16 protein-coding genes are annotated in these 17195 nt (G+C 72.9%); 6 read left to right on the top strand and 10 right to left on the bottom strand.

The genetic code is table 11. The annotated features are described in order from the left end of the window. Positions 1 to 157 precede the first annotated feature (157 nt). The gene (locus tag EBO35_RS04410) at positions 158 to 952 is read left to right on the top strand and encodes an enoyl-CoA hydratase/isomerase family protein (RefSeq protein WP_122816644.1); all 795 of its coding nucleotides are present in this window, start codon (positions 158 to 160) and stop codon (positions 950 to 952) included. 4 nt (positions 953 to 956) lie between these two features. Here EBO35_RS04410 and EBO35_RS04405 read toward each other — a convergent pair whose 3' ends face one another. From EBO35_RS04405 to ileS, 6 genes are all read right to left on the bottom strand, one after another. Then, on the bottom strand, positions 957 to 1790 hold the full coding sequence (locus tag EBO35_RS04405; protein WP_122816643.1) for a M14 family zinc carboxypeptidase: 834 nt from the start codon (positions 1788 to 1790) through the stop codon (positions 957 to 959). A 1-nt stretch (position 1791) separates the two neighbouring features. Beyond that, positions 1792 to 2214, bottom strand: coding sequence for a hypothetical protein (locus tag EBO35_RS04400; RefSeq protein ID WP_122816642.1), 423 nt, complete (start codon positions 2212 to 2214; stop codon positions 1792 to 1794). 14 nt (positions 2215 to 2228) lie between these two features. Next, a complete protein-coding gene (locus EBO35_RS04395; protein WP_241153861.1) occupies positions 2229 to 2555 on the bottom strand; it encodes a DivIVA domain-containing protein in 327 nt (108 codons plus the stop codon). Positions 2556 to 2562: 7 nt separating this feature from the next. Then, positions 2563 to 3291 (bottom strand): LOG family protein, encoded by a 729-nt coding sequence (locus EBO35_RS04390; RefSeq protein WP_241153860.1) that lies wholly within the window; start codon positions 3289 to 3291, stop codon positions 2563 to 2565. Next, on the bottom strand, positions 3288 to 4391 hold the full coding sequence (dapE, locus tag EBO35_RS04385) for a succinyl-diaminopimelate desuccinylase (RefSeq protein WP_122816640.1): 1104 nt from the start codon (positions 4389 to 4391) through the stop codon (positions 3288 to 3290). The genes EBO35_RS04390 and dapE overlap by 4 nt, the downstream gene beginning before the upstream one ends. A 203-nt stretch (positions 4392 to 4594) precedes the next feature. Continuing rightward, the gene (ileS, locus tag EBO35_RS04380; RefSeq protein WP_122816639.1) at positions 4595 to 7879 is read right to left on the bottom strand and encodes an isoleucine--tRNA ligase; all 3285 of its coding nucleotides are present in this window, start codon (positions 7877 to 7879) and stop codon (positions 4595 to 4597) included. Between the two features lie 292 nt (positions 7880 to 8171). Here ileS and EBO35_RS04375 point away from each other — a divergent pair, with 292 nt between their 5' ends. Continuing rightward, positions 8172 to 8726, top strand: a complete 555-nt coding sequence (locus tag EBO35_RS04375; protein WP_122816638.1) for a DinB family protein — start codon at positions 8172 to 8174, stop codon at positions 8724 to 8726. 39 nt (positions 8727 to 8765) lie between these two features. Here EBO35_RS04375 and EBO35_RS04370 read toward each other — a convergent pair whose 3' ends face one another. Together EBO35_RS04370 and EBO35_RS04365 are read right to left on the bottom strand one after the other, a co-directional pair. Beyond that, entirely contained in the window at positions 8766 to 9698 is a 933-nt protein-coding gene (locus EBO35_RS04370; RefSeq protein WP_122816637.1) for a patatin-like phospholipase family protein, read from the bottom strand. Between the two features lie 63 nt (positions 9699 to 9761). After that, the gene (locus EBO35_RS04365; RefSeq protein WP_206422664.1) at positions 9762 to 11873 is read right to left on the bottom strand and encodes an oxidoreductase; all 2112 of its coding nucleotides are present in this window, start codon (positions 11871 to 11873) and stop codon (positions 9762 to 9764) included. 121 nt (positions 11874 to 11994) lie between these two features. Here EBO35_RS04365 and dapD point away from each other — a divergent pair, with 121 nt between their 5' ends. Both dapD and EBO35_RS04355 read left to right on the top strand, forming a co-directional pair. Next, complete coding sequence (gene dapD / locus EBO35_RS04360; RefSeq protein WP_241153859.1) at positions 11995 to 12948, top strand: 2,3,4,5-tetrahydropyridine-2,6-dicarboxylate N-succinyltransferase; 954 nt, start codon at positions 11995 to 11997, stop codon at positions 12946 to 12948. A gap of 29 nt (positions 12949 to 12977) precedes the next feature. After that, on the top strand, positions 12978 to 13940 hold the full coding sequence (locus EBO35_RS04355) for a hypothetical protein (protein ID WP_122816634.1): 963 nt from the start codon (positions 12978 to 12980) through the stop codon (positions 13938 to 13940). A 287-nt stretch (positions 13941 to 14227) separates the two neighbouring features. On the opposite strand, the gene dapC is transcribed toward EBO35_RS04355, so the two are convergent. Together dapC and fdxA are read right to left on the bottom strand one after the other, a co-directional pair. Further along, a complete protein-coding gene (dapC, locus tag EBO35_RS04350; RefSeq protein WP_206422663.1) occupies positions 14228 to 15337 on the bottom strand; it encodes a succinyldiaminopimelate transaminase in 1110 nt (369 codons plus the stop codon). A gap of 5 nt (positions 15338 to 15342) precedes the next feature. Then, a complete protein-coding gene (gene fdxA, locus EBO35_RS04345) occupies positions 15343 to 15669 on the bottom strand; it encodes a ferredoxin (protein ID WP_122816632.1) in 327 nt (108 codons plus the stop codon). A 71-nt stretch (positions 15670 to 15740) separates the two neighbouring features. Here fdxA and EBO35_RS04340 point away from each other — a divergent pair, with 71 nt between their 5' ends. Both EBO35_RS04340 and EBO35_RS04335 read left to right on the top strand, forming a co-directional pair. After that, complete coding sequence (locus tag EBO35_RS04340; protein ID WP_122816631.1) at positions 15741 to 16712, top strand: GNAT family N-acetyltransferase; 972 nt, start codon at positions 15741 to 15743, stop codon at positions 16710 to 16712. A gap of 99 nt (positions 16713 to 16811) precedes the next feature. Next, on the top strand, positions 16812 to 17159 hold the full coding sequence (locus EBO35_RS04335) for a molybdopterin-binding protein (RefSeq protein ID WP_122816630.1): 348 nt from the start codon (positions 16812 to 16814) through the stop codon (positions 17157 to 17159). The last annotated feature ends 36 nt before the right edge of the window (positions 17160 to 17195 follow it).

Here is a 17195-nt window from a genome sequence, read left to right as displayed (position 1 = left end):
TCCCGACGTCAGTGCGAGGACCCATTATCCCCTATGGGGCCAGTGACCGGGGCCACATGGCCGCAGACCGGCTCCGAGTGCCGTCCGGAGGGGCTCCGCGTCGTCCCCCGCAGCCGCCCCGGGTCCGCCCGCCGGCGGGTGCGGCAGACTGCGCACCATGACCGACGCTCCCGTCCTCCTCGACCTGACCGACGGCATCGCGACCGTGACCCTGAACCGGCCCGAGGCCATGAACAGCCTCGACATCGCCGCCAAGGAGCTGCTGCGCGACACCCTGCAGGCGGTGGCCGCGGACCCGGCCGTCCGCTGCGTCGTGCTGACCGGGACCGGCCGCGCGTTCTGCACCGGACAGGACCTCAAGGAGCACGTCGGGCTGCTGAACGACGGGGGCAGCGACGCACTGTTCACCACCGTCGAGAAGCACTACAACCCGATCGTGACCGCGCTCGCGACCATGCCCAAGCCGGTCATCGCCGCTGTCAACGGCGTGGCCGCCGGCGCGGGGGCGAGCATCGCGTTCGCCTGTGACCTGCGGATCGTGGCCGACACCGCGGGGTTCAACCTGGCCTTCGCGAACGTCGCGCTCTCCTGCGACACCGGGGCCAGCTACCTGCTGCCCCAGCTGATCGGCAAGGCCCGCGCGATGGAGCTGCTCTACTTCCCGCGCACCGTGCCGGCCGAGGAGGCGCTCGAGCTCGGGCTCGCCACCCGGGTCGTGCCGACCGGCCGGGTCGCCGCCGAGGCCGGCGCACTGGCCGCCCGGCTGGCCGCCGGCCCGACCGTCGCCCTGGGGTCGATGCGCCGGGCCGTGGAGTACTCCTCGGGGCACTCCTTCGCCGAGTCGCTGGCCTTCGAGGGCACGCTGATGAACGCGACCGGCGCCACCGCCGACCACCGAGCGGCCGTCGCGGCGTTCCTCGCGAAGGAGCGGCCGGTCTTCGAGGGTCGCTGAGCGCTCAGCGCCTCGCGGCCCGGGCACGACGGGCGCCGAAGATCGAGAGCACCTGGCCTGGCGCGACCGAGCGCATCCGGTGCCGTCCCGGGCGGGCGCCGTACTCGACGGTCAGGGCGGCGCCGCGGAAGCGGTCGTTGTACCAGCCGGTCATCGTGCCGTGGCACACGCCGCCGCAGTCGAAGCGCTTGCGGGGCAGGTGCAGGCGGCGCGCGACGCGCCGAGCGAAGCGCGGGCGCTTGGTGTCGGTGTCGACGCCGTGCAGGGGCTGGTGGAAGCTGAGCACGTGGTCGGGGCGCACCCGGCGCAGGAACCGCATCACGGCGCGGGTCTCGGGCTCCGAGGCGGCGCGCGGCCCGGACTCGTAGTTGCCGTCGAGGTTCGCCCAGCGGTACGGGAAGTTCCGGTTCAGGTCGACACCGCGGGCGTTCTTGCGGGTGCCGCGCGCCAGGCCGTCCGGGTTGTACTCCGGGAGCACCCACAGGTCGACGCCCCGGACGGGCGGGCCGTCGCGCAGCGCGTGCAGGATCTGGCGGGTGGCCGACTCGTTGCCGTGCATGGTCGCGATCAGCACCACGGTCGGCACGCCGTCGCGTGCGGGCTCCCCGAGCCGCCAGGCGCGGATCGCCCGGCCGCGCACCGAGCGGCCGACCAGACGCTGCTCGACCACCGCGGGCCGCGACGCCGCAGCGGGCGCGGCCACCGGTGCGGCGGGCGCGGCGGCAGAGGCGCCGGCGGCCGGACCGGCGAGGGTGCCGAGGCCGAGCACCGCGCTGAGGAGGACTGCGAGAGGGACGGCGAGGAGGACGGGCTGCCCGGGGGTCGACAGGCGAGGCACCTCAGACCGCCGAGGTGAGGTAGGCCCAGGTGAAGACCGCGACGCCGGCCAGCATCCCGAGGTGGGCGAGCAGCGAGAGGCCGGGGCCCCTCGACCAGGCGTCGCCGCCCCCGGCCGTCGCGTGCCGGCCGCGGCTCGGCAGCCAGCGGACCAGGATCATCAGGCCGGCCGCCACGACGATCCACCACAGCCCGATCGCGACGATGCCGGCCACCGACCCGCCGAGGGGGGTGTCCTCGCCCGCGACGAGGAAGGCGACCCAGAGCACGAGCGCGAGGACGCCGGCACCGGTGTGCAGGTTCAGCAGGCCACGGCCCACCTCGACTCCCCCGGCGCGGTCGCTGCGGGAGAGACGGACCCGGGTGAGCACCACGACGACGGCGGCGAGACCGGTCAGGACGTAGACGACGACGGGGATGGACACGTCAGGAGTGTGCCCTATCCGCGGGGTGGCTCGGTGCCGTCGGTCCGGCCGGTGTCGCCGTCGGCCCCGGCAGCGGGCCTCGGTGCCGGCTGATCCTGATCTGGCTCCCGCTCGTCGGCGAGCCGGTCCAGCAGGTCGTCGACATCGGCCATCCGGTAGCCGCGGAAGGCGAGGGGGAACCGGACGGTGCGCAGGTCCTGCGCGGAGAGCGGCCCCGTGCGCGGCAGGCCGGACGGCGTACGCTCCGGCGCCGGAGGCGTCATCGGCTCCCCCCGGCCGGCGGCGACGACGGCCACCGCGCCCAGGGCGAGCACGATCACGACCGCGAAGAACCACATCATCGCGGCCTCACTTCGGGTGCTCCGCCCGCGCGGCGACCATCAGCTCGACCGCCTCGGCGACGTCGTCGGTGAGCGTGAGCATGTCCAGGTCGTCGGGCCCGATCGTGCCGGTCGCGAGCGCGGTGGCGCGCAGCCAGTCCAGGAGCCCGGTCCAGTAGTCCACGCCGAGCAGCACGATCGGGAAGCTGGTGACCTTCTTCGTCTGCACCAGCGTCATCGCCTCGAACAGCTCGTCGAGGGTGCCGAGGCCGCCGGGCAGCACCGCGAAGCCCTGGGTGTACTTGACGAACATCGTCTTGCGGACGAAGAAGTAGCGGAAGTTGATGCCGATGTCGACCCAGTCGTTCAGGCCGGCCTCGAAGGGCAGCTCGATGCCGAGGCCGATGCTGGTGCCGCCGGCCTGGGAGGCGCCCTTGTTGGCGGCCTCCATCGCGCCGGGGCCGCCGCCGGTGACGACGGCGAAGTCGGCCTCGGCGAGCCCGCGCCCCAGCTGCTCGGCCATGGCGTACGCCGGGTCGTCGGCCGCCGTCCGGGCGGAGCCGAAGACGGCCACCGCGTGCCCGAGCTCGGCGAGCGCGCCGAAGCCCTCGACGAACTCGGCCTGGATGCGCAGCACCCGCCACGGGTCGGCGTGCACCCAGTCGCTGGGGCCGCGCCGGTCGAGCAGCCGCTGGTCGGTGGTGGTGCCGTCGATCTGTCCGCGGCGCTGGATGATCGGGCCCTTGAACTTGGTCACGCCGCACCTCCCCCGACGCCGGGGGTGGTGAGCCAGGTGCGCAGCTGGTCCTCGCAGCGCAGGATCTGGGCGATCGGCACGTGCTCCTCCTGCTTGTGGGCGAGCATCGGGTCGCCGGGCCCGAAGTTCACAGCGGGGATGCCGAGGGCGCTGAAGCGGGCCACGTCGGTCCACCCGAACTTCGGGTTCACCTCGCCGCCGACCGCCGCCACGAAGGCCTGCGCCGCGGGACGGTCGAGCCCCGGCAGGGCGCCCGGCGAGGTGTCGGTGAGCCGGATGTCGTAGCCGGCGAAGAACTCCCGGACGAAGGCCAGGGCCTCGTCCTCGGAGCGGTCGGGGGCGAAGCGGTGGTTGACGGTCACGACGCACTCGTCGGGGATGACGTTGCCGGCGACGCCGCCGCTGACGAATACCGCGTTGAGACCCTCGTGGTACTCCAGCCCGTCGATGACCGGCCGGCGCGGCGTGTAGGCCTCGAGCCGGCGCAGGATCTCGCCGGCCTTGTGGATCGCGTTGTCCCCGCGCCAGGAGCGGGCGGAGTGCGCCCGCTCGCCGGTGGTGCGGACCTCGACCCGCAGGGTGCCCTGGCAGCCCGCCTCGACCCCGCCGTTGGAGGGCTCCATCAGGATCGCGAAGTCGGCGGCCAGCAGGTCGGGGTCGCTCTGGGCGAGCAGCCGCAGGCCGTTGTGCTCGGCCTGGATCTCCTCGGCGTCGTAGAGGACGTAGGTGACGTCGCGGACCGGCTCGGTCACGGTGGCGGCCAGCCGGAGGATGACCGCGTCGCCGCCCTTCATGTCACAGCTGCCGAGGCCGTGCAGCAGGTCGCCCTCGAGCCGGCTGGGCAGGTTGTCGTTGACCGGCACCGTGTCGAGGTGGCCGGCGATCACTACCCGCTCGCCCCGGCCGAGGTCGGTGCGCGCGACGACGGTGTTGCCACGGCGTACGACGTCGAGGTGGGGCAGGGCGCGCAGCGCCGCCTCGACCGCGTCCGCGATCGGCTGCTCGCGCAGGCTGACCGACTCGATGTCGACCAGCGCCGCGGTCAGCGCCACGGCATCCAGGGTCAGGTCCAGGGTCGGCGCCGCGGTGGTGCTCGTCATGGGAGCAGTCAACCACCCGGCGCTCGGCTGCCCCGGCGAGGTCGGGGGTGGGCTCCCCGGGGATCCCTGAGGACCCCGAGGATCCCCGGTTCACCGGGGATCCTCAGGGTTGTCGGTCAGTGCAGTGCCGTAGGAGCGCGGGAAGTGCCCGAGAAGTCCCGCCGAGCCCGGGCAGTGCCGAGCCCGGGCGGTCCCGAGCCCGCTCAGGCGCGGGCGACCGAGACCGTGGCCTGCTCGTTCTCCCCGACGGTGACGTCGACCCCGCCGCCGGCCCCGTCGGTGACGGCGTACGACGTCGCGAGCGTCTCCCCGGCGATCAGGGCCTCGTGGGTGCGGGCGGCTTCCTGGACTGCGGCGGAGCCGCCGACGGTCAGCGAGATCCGGTCCGAGACCTCGAGCCCGGCGTCGCGGCGGGCCTGCTGCACCGCACGGACCAGGTCGCGGGCCAGACCCTCGGCCGCGAGCTCGGAGGTCACGGCGGTGTCCAGCACGACGAAGCCGCCGCGGGGCAGCACGCCGACCGCGGTGTCGTCGCCGCCGGCGCCGGCCACGGTCTCCAGGGTGTACTCCCCCTCCTCCAGGGCCAGGCCGCCGGCGGTGACGGTGCCGTCCTCGGCCACCGACCAGTCGCCGGACTTCGAGCCCTTGATCGCCAGCTGCACGCCCTTGCCGAGGCGCGGACCGGCGGCGCGGGCGTTGACTGTGAGCTTCTGCTCCACGCCGTACGACGCCGCCTCCGGCGCGTCCGCGTCGAGCAGGCGGACCTGCTTGACGTTCACCTCGTCGGCGACGATCGCCTCGAAGCCGGCCAGCGCGGCCGCGTCCTCGACGACCACGGTGAGCGTCGCCAGCGGGAGCCGGTTGCGACGATGGGCGGCCTTGCGCAGCGCGGACGTGGCCGAGCAGATGTCGCGGACCTGGTCCATCGCGGCCACCAGCGCGGAGTCCTCGGGCAGCTCCTCGGCGCGCGGCCAGTCGGCCAGGTGCACCGAGCGGCCCCCGGTGAGCCCGCGCCAGATCTCCTCGCCGGCCAGCGGGAGCAGCGGGGCGACGGTCCGACACACCACCTCGAGCACCGTGTACAGGGTGTCGAAGGCGTCGGTGGAGCCCTCCCAGAAGCGGTCCCGCGAGCGCCGGATGTACCAGTTCGTCAGCACGTCGATGAAGCCGCGCGTGGTCTCGCAGGCGTCGGCGATCGCGTACTCGTCGAGCTGGGTGGTCATCGTCTCGACGAACTGGCGGGTCTTGGCCAGCAGGTAGCGGTCCAGCGGGTCGGTGGACGCCGTCGACCACCGGGCGTCGTACCCGGCGCCGTCGCGGGCGGTGTTCGCGTAGAGCTGGAAGAAGTACCAGCTGTTCCACAGCGGGATCATCACCTGGCGCACCGAGTCGCGGATGCCCTGCTCGGTGACCACCAGGTTGCCGCCGCGCAGGATCGGGCTGGCCATCAGGAACCAGCGCATCGCGTCGGCGCCGTCGCGGTCGAAGACCTCCGAGACGTCGGGGTAGTTGCGCAGCGACTTGCTCATCTTGTTGCCGTCGCTGCCCAGCACGATCCCGTGGCTGATGCAGGAGCGGAACGCCGGCTTGTCGAACAGGGCGGTGGCCAGCACGTGCAGCGTGTAGAACCACCCGCGGGTCTGACCGATGTACTCGACGATGAAGTCGCCCGGGAAGTGCGCCTGCTTCTCGGCGGTGCCGTCGAACCACTCGGCGTTCTCGAACGGGTAGTGCGCCTGGGCGAACGACATCGCCCCGGAGTCGAACCACACGTCGAGCACGTCGGTGACCCGGCGCATCATGCTCTTGCCGGTCGGGTCGTCGGGGTTCGGGCGCACCAGGTCGTCGACGTAGGGCCGGTGCAGGTTGGGCTCGCCGTCGGTGCCGCGCGGCAGCCGGCCGAAGTCCCGCTCGATCTCCTCGAAGGAGCCGTAGACGTCCAGGCGGGGGTACGCCGGGTCGTCGCTCTTCCAGACCGGGACCGGGCTGCCCCAGAAGCGGTTGCGGGTGATCGACCAGTCGCGGGCGTTCTCCAGCCACCGCCCGAACTGGCCGTCCTTGATGTGCTCGGGCACCCACCGGATCTGCTGGTTCAGCTCGACCATCCGGTCCTTGAACGCGGTGACCTCGACGAACCAGGAGGAGACGCCCTTGTAGATCAGGGGCTCGCGGCAGCGCCAGCAGTGCGGGTAGGAGTGCTCGTAGGTCTCGCGGCGCAGCAGGACGGTGCCGGGCGTGACCGCGCCGGCCCCGCCCGCGCCCCGGGTGGCGGCCTTGAGGTGGTCGATGACGTGCAGGTTCGCGTCGAAGACCAGCATCCCGGCGTACTCGTCGACGGGGTGGGTGAACCGGCCGTCCTTGCCGACCGGCATCACTGCCTCGATGCCCTCGCGGTCGGTGACCTCCTTGTCGACCTCACCGAAGGCGCCAGCGGTGTGCACCACGCCGGTGCCGTCGGTGGTGGTGACCGCATCGTCGGCGGCGACCACGCGGAAGGCGTTCTCGTGGCCCAGGTAGTAGGAGAACGGCGGGGTGTAGCGGCGACCGACCAGGTCGGCGCCCCGATAGCGGCCCAGGACCGTGAACTCGCCGTCCTCGCCGGCCAGCTCGCGGGCGTACGCCGGCAGCCGCGCCTCGGCGAGCAGGTAGCGCGCCGTCCCCTCGGTGCCGGGCACCGGCGCCTGCACCACGACGTAGTCGATGTCCGAGCCGACCATGACCGCGAGGTTGGAGGGCAGGGTCCAGGGCGTCGTGGTCCACACCAGGACGTGTGCGCCGTCCAGCACCGGGTCCTCCCCGGTCGCCTCGAGGGTGAAGCCGACGGTGACCGCGGGGTCCTGGCGCTGCTGGTAGACGTCGTCGTCCATCCGCAGCTCGTGGTTGGACAGCGGGGTCTCGTCGTTCCAGCAGTAGGGCAGCACCCGGAAGCCCTCGTAGACCAGGCCCTTGTCGTGGAGCCGCTTGAAGGCCCAGATGACGCTCTCCATGTACGAGGGGTTGAGCGTCTTGTAGTCGTTGTCGAAGTCGACCCAGCGGGCCTGGCGGGTCACGTACTCGCGCCACTCGTCGGTGTAGCGCAGCACCGACGCCCGGCACAGCTCGTTGAACTTCTCGATGCCGAGGTCGTTGATCTCGTCGGTCGTCTTGATGCCGGCCTGGCGCATCGCCTCCAGCTCGGCGGGCAGCCCGTGGGTGTCCCAGCCGAACCGGCGCTCGACGCGCTTGCCGCGCATGGTCTGGTAGCGCGGGACGATGTCCTTGACGTAGCCGGTGAGCAGGTGGCCGTAGTGCGGCAGGCCGTTGGCGAACGGCGGCCCGTCGTAGAAGACGAACTCGTTCGACCCGTCCGGTCCCGGGTCGCGCGCCTCGACGCTGGCCGCGAAGGTGCCGTCGGACTCCCAGTAGGCCAGGACCTGCTTCTCGATCTCGGGGAAGCGTGGGCTGGACGGGACGGCGTCGCCGGCGGTCGAGACCTGGGGGTACGTCATGGGGTTCCTTCGGTGGTCGAGTTGTTCGTGACCACGAGGACGAGCCGGAGCCCGCGGTACCACCCCGCTTGCCCGACCCCGAGGGACCGGACCTCTCAATTGCGGCTGTGACGGGCCCACCCGTCCGGTTCTACTGAGCCCGGACCCGCTCACCTCGAGCAGATCAGGACGGTTCTTCCGGAGGCTCGCCGCTGATGACGGCTCGAACGCCTGTACTCGTGATGGTACGGCGCGCCGTCCAGCGCCCGCCAATCGGTTCGGCCCGGCCACCCGGGCATGACAGGATCCCCCGATGAGCAGCGCGCGCGTGGCCCCCGGCCTGTGGATCGATCCGGCCGAGGACCCGCGCGAGACCGGGACCCAGCCGGTCGGCGAGAAGGACACGCTCTGGGACTACCTGCGCCGCTACCGGCTCACGCTCGAGCTCAAGTGCGGGGATCTGGACGCCGAGCAGCTGGCGCGTCGCTCGGTGCCGCCGTCGACGCTGTCGCTGCTCGGACTGGTCCGCCACCTCGCCCGGGTCGAGCACAGCTGGTTCCGCCGCATCCTCCAGGGACATCCGGAGCTGCCCAAGCTGTACCGCACCGCCGAGGACCCGGACCTCGACTTCACCGGCGCGGTCGCCGACCCGGCCGTCGTCGAGGAGGCCTGGGCGCGCTGGCGCGCGGAGGTCGAGTCGGCCGACGCGTGGCTGGCCGGGTGGGACGACCTGGACGCGACGGTGGACTGCGACGGGCAGCCGGTCGCGGTGCGCGACATCCTGGTCCACCTCGTCGAGGAGTACGCCCGCCACGTCGGTCACGCCGACCTGCTGCGCGAGTGCATCGACGGCCGCACCGGCCAGTGAGCCGGTGGGCACTGCCTGCCTGGGCACTGCCTGCCCGGCTCAGACGCCGGCGGCGTCCAGCGCCTCGCTCGCGAGCCGGTGCCCGAGGTCGATCAGCTCGCCGGCCCGGTGGAAGTCGAGGGTCCGGCACGCGTCGACCGGCACCGTGACCAGGACGTCGGCCGGCACCGCCGCCATCCGGTAGCGGGCCACCAGGGCCTGCATCGCCTCGAACGACTGGGCCGTGACGTCGCGCATGGTCAGCTCGTCGGGCAGCTCGTCGGTGCCCCAGCCGGTGCGGGCCGGCTGCGCGGGGAGGGCCTGGTCCTTCTCCTCGCGTCCGGTCAGGTTGGCCAGGGTGCGCCGCAGCCGGCTGCGCCACTCCTCGAACCGCTGCGGGGCGGCGGACTCGTGCGTGGGGACCACCGGCTCCCGGACCCGCTGCCGGGGGCCGGTCAGCGAGACGGCGACGGTCAGGTCCGAGGCGATCCCGGCCAGCGGGTCGATCGGCACCGGGTTGGTCAGACCCCCGTCGACCAGCACCCGGCCGTTGATCATCACCGGGGTGAACAGCCCGGGGATCGCTATCGAGGCCCGGACGGCTGCGCGCAGCGGTCCGTGCTGGAACCAGACTTCGCGGCGGGCGGCCAGGTCGGTCGCGACCGCGGTGAACGGGACCGGCAGGTCCTCGATGGCCACGTCGCTGAAGATCTCCCGGATCGCGTCCAGGAGCCGGTCGGCGGTCATCATCCCCGGCCCGGTGATCCGCGGGTTGAGCAGCCGCAGGACGTCGAGCTGCCTCAGCGAGGTGGCCCACTGGGCGAACTCCTCGAGCCGGCCGGCTGCGGCCAGGCCGCCGACCAGCGCCCCCATCGACGTGCCGGCGACGGCGACCAGCTCGCAGTCCCGCTCCTGCAGCGCCCGGACGGCGCCGATGTGGGCGTAGCCCCGGGCACCCCCGGAGCCGAGGGCCAGCGAGACGCGGGTGGGCATGGCCCGACGCTAGAGCACGCTCGCCGCTGACCAGCCGACGGGCGGCTGGTCAGCGGCGCGCCCTCACAGGCTGGTGGTCACCTGCCACGACGAGTGGATGGCGCCGTGGATGTAGTTCACCTCGCCGGCGTCGCCGACGACGTCGACGCTGAACCCGGCCTCCCGCAGCTCCTCGGCGAGGGGTGCGGCCGACGTCGTGCCGTCGGCGTAGATCACCATGTCGGCGGCTGCGGAGAAGCTCTGGTCGCCCTCGGTCCACTCGACGCCCGACTCGGTGATCCGCTCGATCGAGACGTTGCGGTGGATCTGCACGCCGTGCGCGATCGAGTCCTTCACCGCGGTCCAGCGGCGCGGCATCGCCAGCGGCAGGCCGAGCTGCTGCTGCTCGTGCAGCAGCGTCACCCGGCGGCCCCGCTCGGCCAGGAACTCGGAGAGCTCCAGCCCGACCAGGGAGCCGCCGATGACCACCACGTCCTTGCCCATCGGCAGGAAGGTCTTGGTGACGCGCCGGACGAACCCGGGGCTCTTGGTCAGGCCGGAGAGACGGCCCAGCTTGCCGAGGGTCCGCAGCACCGGGCCGGCCTCGTCGGCGCTCGCGGTGCCCAGCATCAGCGCGCGCAGGGTGTCGCCGGTCTGCACGATCGGCAGGTCGCCGCCGGGGAAGTCGGGCTTGGGGCGGACGGCGCCGGTGGCCACGACGACGTGGTCGGGTCGCAGCGCGCGGATCGTCTCGACGTCGGCCGGGGTGTTCAGCTTCACCGCGATCCCGAGGCGCTTGATCTCGGACTTGAACCACCGCAGCAGGCGCTCGTTGTCCGGGGTGGTCATCGTCGAGAACCACATCGTGCCGCCGAGGCGGTCGGACTTGTCGACCACCGTGACCCGGTGGCCGCGCTCGGTGAGCACCCGGGCGCTCTCCAGGCCGCCGGGGCCGGCGCCGACGACCACGACGTGCTTGGTCGCGGAGGCGGGCCGCAGCGGGAGCAGCGTCTCGTTGCCGAGCGCGGGGTTGACGGCGCAGAACGGGGTGTCGTCGAAGAAGTTCTCCGCGACGCAGAGGTAGCAGTTGATGCAGGGACGGACCTGGTCGGCCCGGCCGTCGCGGAGCTTGTTCGGCAGCTCGGGGTCGGCCAGGAGCTGGCGCCCCATCGCCGCGAAGTCGATCTGGCCCGCGGCCAGCGCCTTCTCGGCGACGTCGGGCAGCATCCGGCCCACGGCGATGACCGGGACCGAGACGTGCTTCTTGATCTCGGCCGCGTTCTCCACGTAGGCCCCGACCTTGTTGGGCAGCGGGCCGTCGGTGAAGTTGTCGAACGGGTTGCGTCCCCATCCGGTCACGTGGATCGCGTCCGCGCCCGCCAGCTCGAAGAGCGCCGAGGCCTCGACCGACTCCTCCAGCGAGAGGCCGCCCTCCTGCCCGTACTCCTCGCCGGAGACCCGGACCAGGACCGCCAGCCGGTCGCCCACCCGCTCCTTGACGGCGCGGATGACCTCGCACGCCAGCCGGGCCCGGTTGACCAGCGGGCCGCCGTACTCGTCGGTGCGCTGGTTGTCGCGCTGGTTGAGGAAGACGCCGAGGATGTAGCCGTGCGCGACGTGGATCTCGATCGCGTCGCAGCCCGCCTCGGCGATCCGCTCGGCCGCGTCGGCCCAGGTGGAGACCAGCCAGGCGATGTCCTCGGCCGTCATCTCCTGGTAGACGGTCGGCTTGCCGGCGGTGGCGGCACCCATCCGGCCGAGCTCGGACGGGGTGCTGTCGGCCAGGGCGGACATGTCGTAGCTGTAGTTCGGCTGGTTCGGGGCGAGCACCGGCCGGTCGTTGGCGACGTCGACGCGGGCGACCTTGCCGTGGTGCGTCGACTGGATGCACAGCTTGCTGCCGGCCGCGTGCACCGCGTCGGCGAGCGCGCGCAGGCCGGGGATGTACTTGTCGTCCGAGAGGCCCGGCTCCTTCATGGAGGCCGCTCCGTGGGGGAACGCGATCGCGCAGGCACCGGTGATGATCAGGCCGGCGCCGCCCGCGGCCCGGGCGACGTAGTGGTCGATCTCCGTCTGCTCGATCTCGCCGTGCTCGGAGACGTTCATGTCCATGGCGGGCAGGACGATCCGGTTGTCCAGCTGGAGGGAACCGATGGTTCCCGGCGACATCAGGTGCGGGTAGGAATGGCTGCTCACTCTTCGCACGTTAGTTCCGATCATCCAGATGCTGGACACTCGCGCCGATGTGTTCCTGCCGACACCCGACAGTGGCGTCGAGACGCCGGCCGGCCGGGCGGCGTCCGTAGACTTCGACCTCGTGACTGCGACCTCTGCCTGGGGCTACGGCCTCGCGACCCTGACCGCCGACGGCACCGTCCTCGACACCTGGTTCCCCTCCCCCGCGCTCGGCGCGCGGCCGGCGGACGCCGAGACGCCGGCGGAGCTGGCAGCGCTCGAGGGCAGCGACGAGGCGCGCGGCGTACGCCGGGAGGTGCGGCTGGTCGAGATCGCCGACCTGCAGGCCGCCCCGACCAGCACCGAGGAGGTCTGGCTGCGCCTGCACCTGCTCTCGACCCGGCTGGTGGTGCCGCACTCGATCTCCGTCGAGGGCGTCTTCGGCCTGCTCACCAATGTCGTGTGGACCTCGGCGGGCCCGTGCGCCGTGGAGGGCTTCGAGCTGACCCGGGCGCGGCTGCGTGCGGCCGGCCAGCACGTGAGCGTCTACGGCGTGGACAAGTTCCCGCGGATGGTCGACTACGTCGTCCCCTCGGGCGTCCGGATCGCCGACGCCGACCGGGTCCGGCTGGGTGCCCACCTGGCCGAGGGCACCACTGTCATGCACGAGGGCTTCGTGAACTTCAACGCCGGCACGCTCGGCGCCTCGATGGTCGAGGGCCGGATCTCGGCCGGGGTCCTGGTCGGCGACGGCTCCGACGTCGGCGGCGGCGCCTCGATCATGGGCACCCTCTCCGGCGGCGGCAAGCAGGTGATCAGCATCGGCGAGCGCTGCCTGCTGGGCGCCAACGCCGGGCTCGGCATCTCCCTGGGCGACGACTGCGTGGTGGAGGCCGGCACCTACGTCACGGCCGGCACGAAGGTCACCGTCTCCGACGCCTTCGTCACCGAGGGCAAGCCGAAGATCGTCAAGGCGCTGGACCTCTCCGGGGTGAGCAACGTGCTCTTCCGCCGCAACTCGGTCACCGGCGCGATCGAGGCGGTGCCGTGGCGCAGCGAGGGCGTCGAGCTGAACGCCGCGCTGCACGCGAACTGACGTCCCCACCCCCACGGGATACTCGACCTGTGAAGACCCGTACCGCGTTCGCCGTCCTCGGCGTCGCGGTGGTGGGCGCCGCGGCGCTCACCCTCGGCGTGCACACGCTGCGTGAGGTGACCCCGTTCCTGCGCTCCGAGGAGTGCACCGCGACCGTCGAGGACCACACGGTGCGGCTCGACCTGGAGCAGGCGGAGAACGCCGCGCTGATCACCGCGGTCTCGGTGCGGCGGGGCCTGCCGGCGCGGGCCGCGTCGATCGCGCTGGCCACGGCCTACCAGGAGTCGAAGCTCGAGAACATCGAGTACGGCGACCGGGACTCGGTGGGGCTCTTCCAGCAGCGGCCGTCCCAGGGCTGGGGCACCGTCGGCGAGCTGACCGACCCGCTCTACGCCACGAACGCGTTCTACGACGCGCTGGAGAAGGTCGACGGCTACCGGTCGATGGAGATCACCGAGGCCGCGCAGGCGGTCCAGCGCTCGGCGTTCCCCGACGCGTACGCCGACCACGAGGAGGACGCCCGGGTGCTGGCCTCGGCGCTGACCGGCAACTCGCCGGGCTCGTTCTGGTGCGAGATCGACGACGACGCCGAGGAGGCCGCGGACGGCCTCACCCCGAGCGGGCTGGTCGAGCGCGCCCAGACCGTCCGCGAGGAGGTCGAGGCCGTCTTCGGCGACGTGTCCCTCGGCGGCTTCGAGCCCGGCGGCGTCGGCACCGGCCACATGGAGGGATCGGCGCACTACGAGGGCCGGGCTGTCGACATCTTCGTGCGGCCGATCTCGCCCGCCAACAAGACCCGCGGCTGGGCGATCTCGTCGTACCTGGTCGCGCAGGCGGCCCGGCTGGACATCCAGACGGTGATCTTCGACGACCGGATCTGGCAGGCCAAGGACTCCGAGGACGGCTGGGAGGACTACGACCCGCCGTCCCGCTCCGGTGACCGCAGGATCCTCGAGCACCGCGACCACGTGCACGTGGACGTCTTCGACTGAGACGGGCGCCTGGGTCCGACTCCACCGACTCCGCCGACTGCGCCGCCGCCTCGCCCCGCCGTCGCCCCGGAAAAACTGGTGGGGTGGCGGACGGGTGGAGCGAAAACTGCCGACAACGGCTCCGTTCTGGGCTCAATTCCGGCCCCGAACCCACCAGTTGTTCCAACCCCACCAGTTTTCCGGGGGGTCTCGCTGGTCGAGCCGTCCGAGCCCCTGGGCGAGGACGTGTCGAGCCCTGAGTGGTCTCGACACGCTCGCTGCGCTCGCGGCTCGACCAGCGGGTCGGCTCAGGCCAGGCGGGCCAGCGCTGCGTCGACGCGCTCGTCGGTGGCGGTGAAGGCCACGCGGACGTGCCGGCTCCCGGCGGCGCCGTAGAAGATGCCGGGAGCGGCCAGGATGCCGCGGTCGGCGAGCCAGGCCACGGTCTCCCAGCAGTCCTCGTCGCGGGTCGCCCAGAGGTACAGCGACGCCTCGGAGTGGTCGATGCGGAAGCCGGCCCCGAGCAGCGCCTCGCGCAGCTTGGCCCGGCGCGCGGCGTACCGCGCGTGCTGCTCCAGGGCGTGCGCGTCGTCGTCGAGCGCGGCCTTCATCGCCACCTGCTGCGGGCCGGGCATCTGGAGTCCGAGGTTCTTGCGCACCGCGAGCAGCTCGCCGACCACTGCCGCGTCGCCGGCGACGAACGCGCAGCGGTAGCCCGCGAGGTTCGAGCGCTTCGAGAGCGAGTGGACCGCGAGGATCCCCTCGGTCGAGCCGCCGCAGACATCGGGGTGCAGCACCGAGACCGGCCAGCCGTCCTCGGTCTCCCAGGCGCACTCCAGGTAGCACTCGTCGGAGACCAGCAGCGTGCCGCGCTCGCGGCACCAGTCGACGACCTTGCGCAGGTGCTCGACCGGCAGCACGCGGCCGGACGGGTTCGACGGGGAGTTCAGCCACAGCAGCGCCGGGACCTGCGGGCCGAACGCCGTGAGCGCGTCCGTGGCCAGCGCGTCGGCACCGCAGAGCACCGCCCCGACCTCGTAGGTCGGGTAGGACAGCTCCGGGTAGCCGATCAGGTCACCGGGACCGATGCCGAGGTGGCCGGGCATCGAGGCGATCAGCTCCTTGGAGCCGATCACCGGGAGCACCTGGTCCAGCCCGAGACCGGTCACGCCGTGCCGGCGCTCCAGCCAGTCGATGCAGGCCTGCCGGGTCGAGGCCAGCCCGATCGTCGTCGGGTAGCCGGGCGAGTCCGCAGCCCCGCGCAGCGCCTCCTGGACGACCGACGGGGTCGGGTCGACCGGGGTGCCGACCGACAGGTCGACGATGCCGTCCGGGTGCGCCCGAGCCCGTGCGGCGTACGTCGTGAGCCGGTCCCAGGGGAACTCCGGAAGTCGCTCGGAGACCCGGGTGCGAGCCACGGGCGTCAGTCGCCCTGGTTCTGCGGAGGCAGCGCCGCGATCATCGGGTGGTCCTTGTCGATCTCACCCATCTTGGCGGCACCGCCGGGCGAGCCCAGGTCGTCGAAGAACTGCACGTTCGCGTCGTAGTAGGCCTTCGACTCCTCCGGGACGTCGTCCTCGTAGAAGATCGCCTCCACCGGGCAGACCGGCTCGCAGGCACCGCAGTCGACGCACTCGTCCGGGTGGATGTAGAGCATCCGCTTGCCCTCGTAGATGCAGTCGACGGGGCACTCGTCGACGCAGGCGCGGTCCTTCACGTCGACACACGGCTGCGAGATGACGTACGTCACCGGTTCCTCCTGGGGAGCCCACGATGGGCGCGGATCGGGGTGGGCGAACGACGACAGCCTAGTATCCCGCCGTGCCCGACGAGCCGGAACCCCAGCATGCGAACACCGGCCGCCACGGCCTGGGCCCCCACGTCGTCGGCCAGCGGATCGTCGTACGCCGGCTGCTGCCCGGCGAGACCGGCCCCACCGGCGGACCGGCGATGACCGATCTGCTCGGCACCTGCACGTCCTGGGACGCCACCGCGTGCACCGTGCAGCCCGAGGACGGCGCCCCGGTGACCATCCCGCTCGCCGAGATCGTCTCCGGCAAGCCGGTCCCCCCACGACCCTCGGTGCGCCACCGCACCAGCGCCCGCGACGCCGAGCAGCACGTGCTGGCCCTGTTCCCCGGCATCGAGGTCGCCCCGCTGGGCGAGTGGCTGCTGCGCAGCGACCCGGCCCCCCGGGGCCGGCCGCGCAAGCGCGCCAACTCCTGCCTGGCGCTGGGCGACCCCGGCGCGCCGTACGACGAGGCGATCGAGGCCGTGCTGCGGTTCTACGCGGAGCGGGACCGCCCGGCGCTCGCCCAGGTCGAGGCCGACTCCGAGATCGAGGAGGCCCTGCTGGACCGCGGCTGGCAGCACCTCCCGCACGGCGAGGCGGAGCTGCGCCTGGCGGCGCTGTCGCGGGTCCGCCGGTCCCGCCGCGCCCGCCGGGACCGGACGTCCGGCGCGCCCGACCGCGAGGCGCGGCTCGAGGTCTCGGGCGACCTGGCGCAGGCCGTCGTGCGGGACCCCGATCTCGACGACGCCGTCGTGGCCGCCGGGCGAGCCACCCTCGACGGGGACTGGCTGGGCCTGCACGAGCTCAACGTCGCCAGCGACCATCGCCGCCGCGGCCTGGCCGGCGTCGTCCTCGACGAGCTGCTGGAGTGGGGCGCCGAGCGCGGCGCGACGACCGTGTGGCTGCACGTGGAGACCGACAACGCGCCGGCCCTGGCGCTGTACGGGGGCCTGGGCCTGGAGCGGCACCACACCTGCCGCTACCTGACCGCCCCGGGCTGAGGGCCGGCCCGAGAGCCGACCCGAGGGCCGACCCGGGGCCCGCGACCCGCGCGCGGTCCACCTGCTGAATCAACCCTACTTTCTTTGTATGGTTACAGCATGTCTCCCGAGCCCGCCCCCGCCCAGGGCACCCCGTCCCCCTCCAGCACGCTCGCCCACGTGGGCAGCCCGCGGTGTGCGGACCTGGTGGTGCTCCGCGGCCGGGCCTGGTCGGCCGGCGCGACGATCAGCGTCGTCGAGCTCAGCACCGACGGCGGCGAGACGTGGGAGGAGACCACGCTCACCGGCGCCAACGAGACGTCCGCCGGGCTGGAGTGGGAGCACCCGTGGCGTCCCGCCGCGGCCGGCACCTACACGCTGCTGACCCGGGCCCGGGACAGCGCTGGCGGCATCGAGGACCCCGGCGTCACCCGCGTCGAGGTCGTCGCCGGCACCGTGCGCTGCTGAGGGCCCGCCCCAGGAAGCAGGCCCCAGGAAGCAGGC

The sequence above is a fragment of the Nocardioides pantholopis genome, assembly GCF_003710085.1.
GTDB classification, from domain to species: Bacteria; Actinomycetota; Actinomycetes; order Propionibacteriales; family Nocardioidaceae; genus Nocardioides; species Nocardioides pantholopis.
The sequence above is the reverse complement of the archived record's forward strand: the minus strand, read 5'-3'. Positions and strand labels throughout refer to the sequence as shown.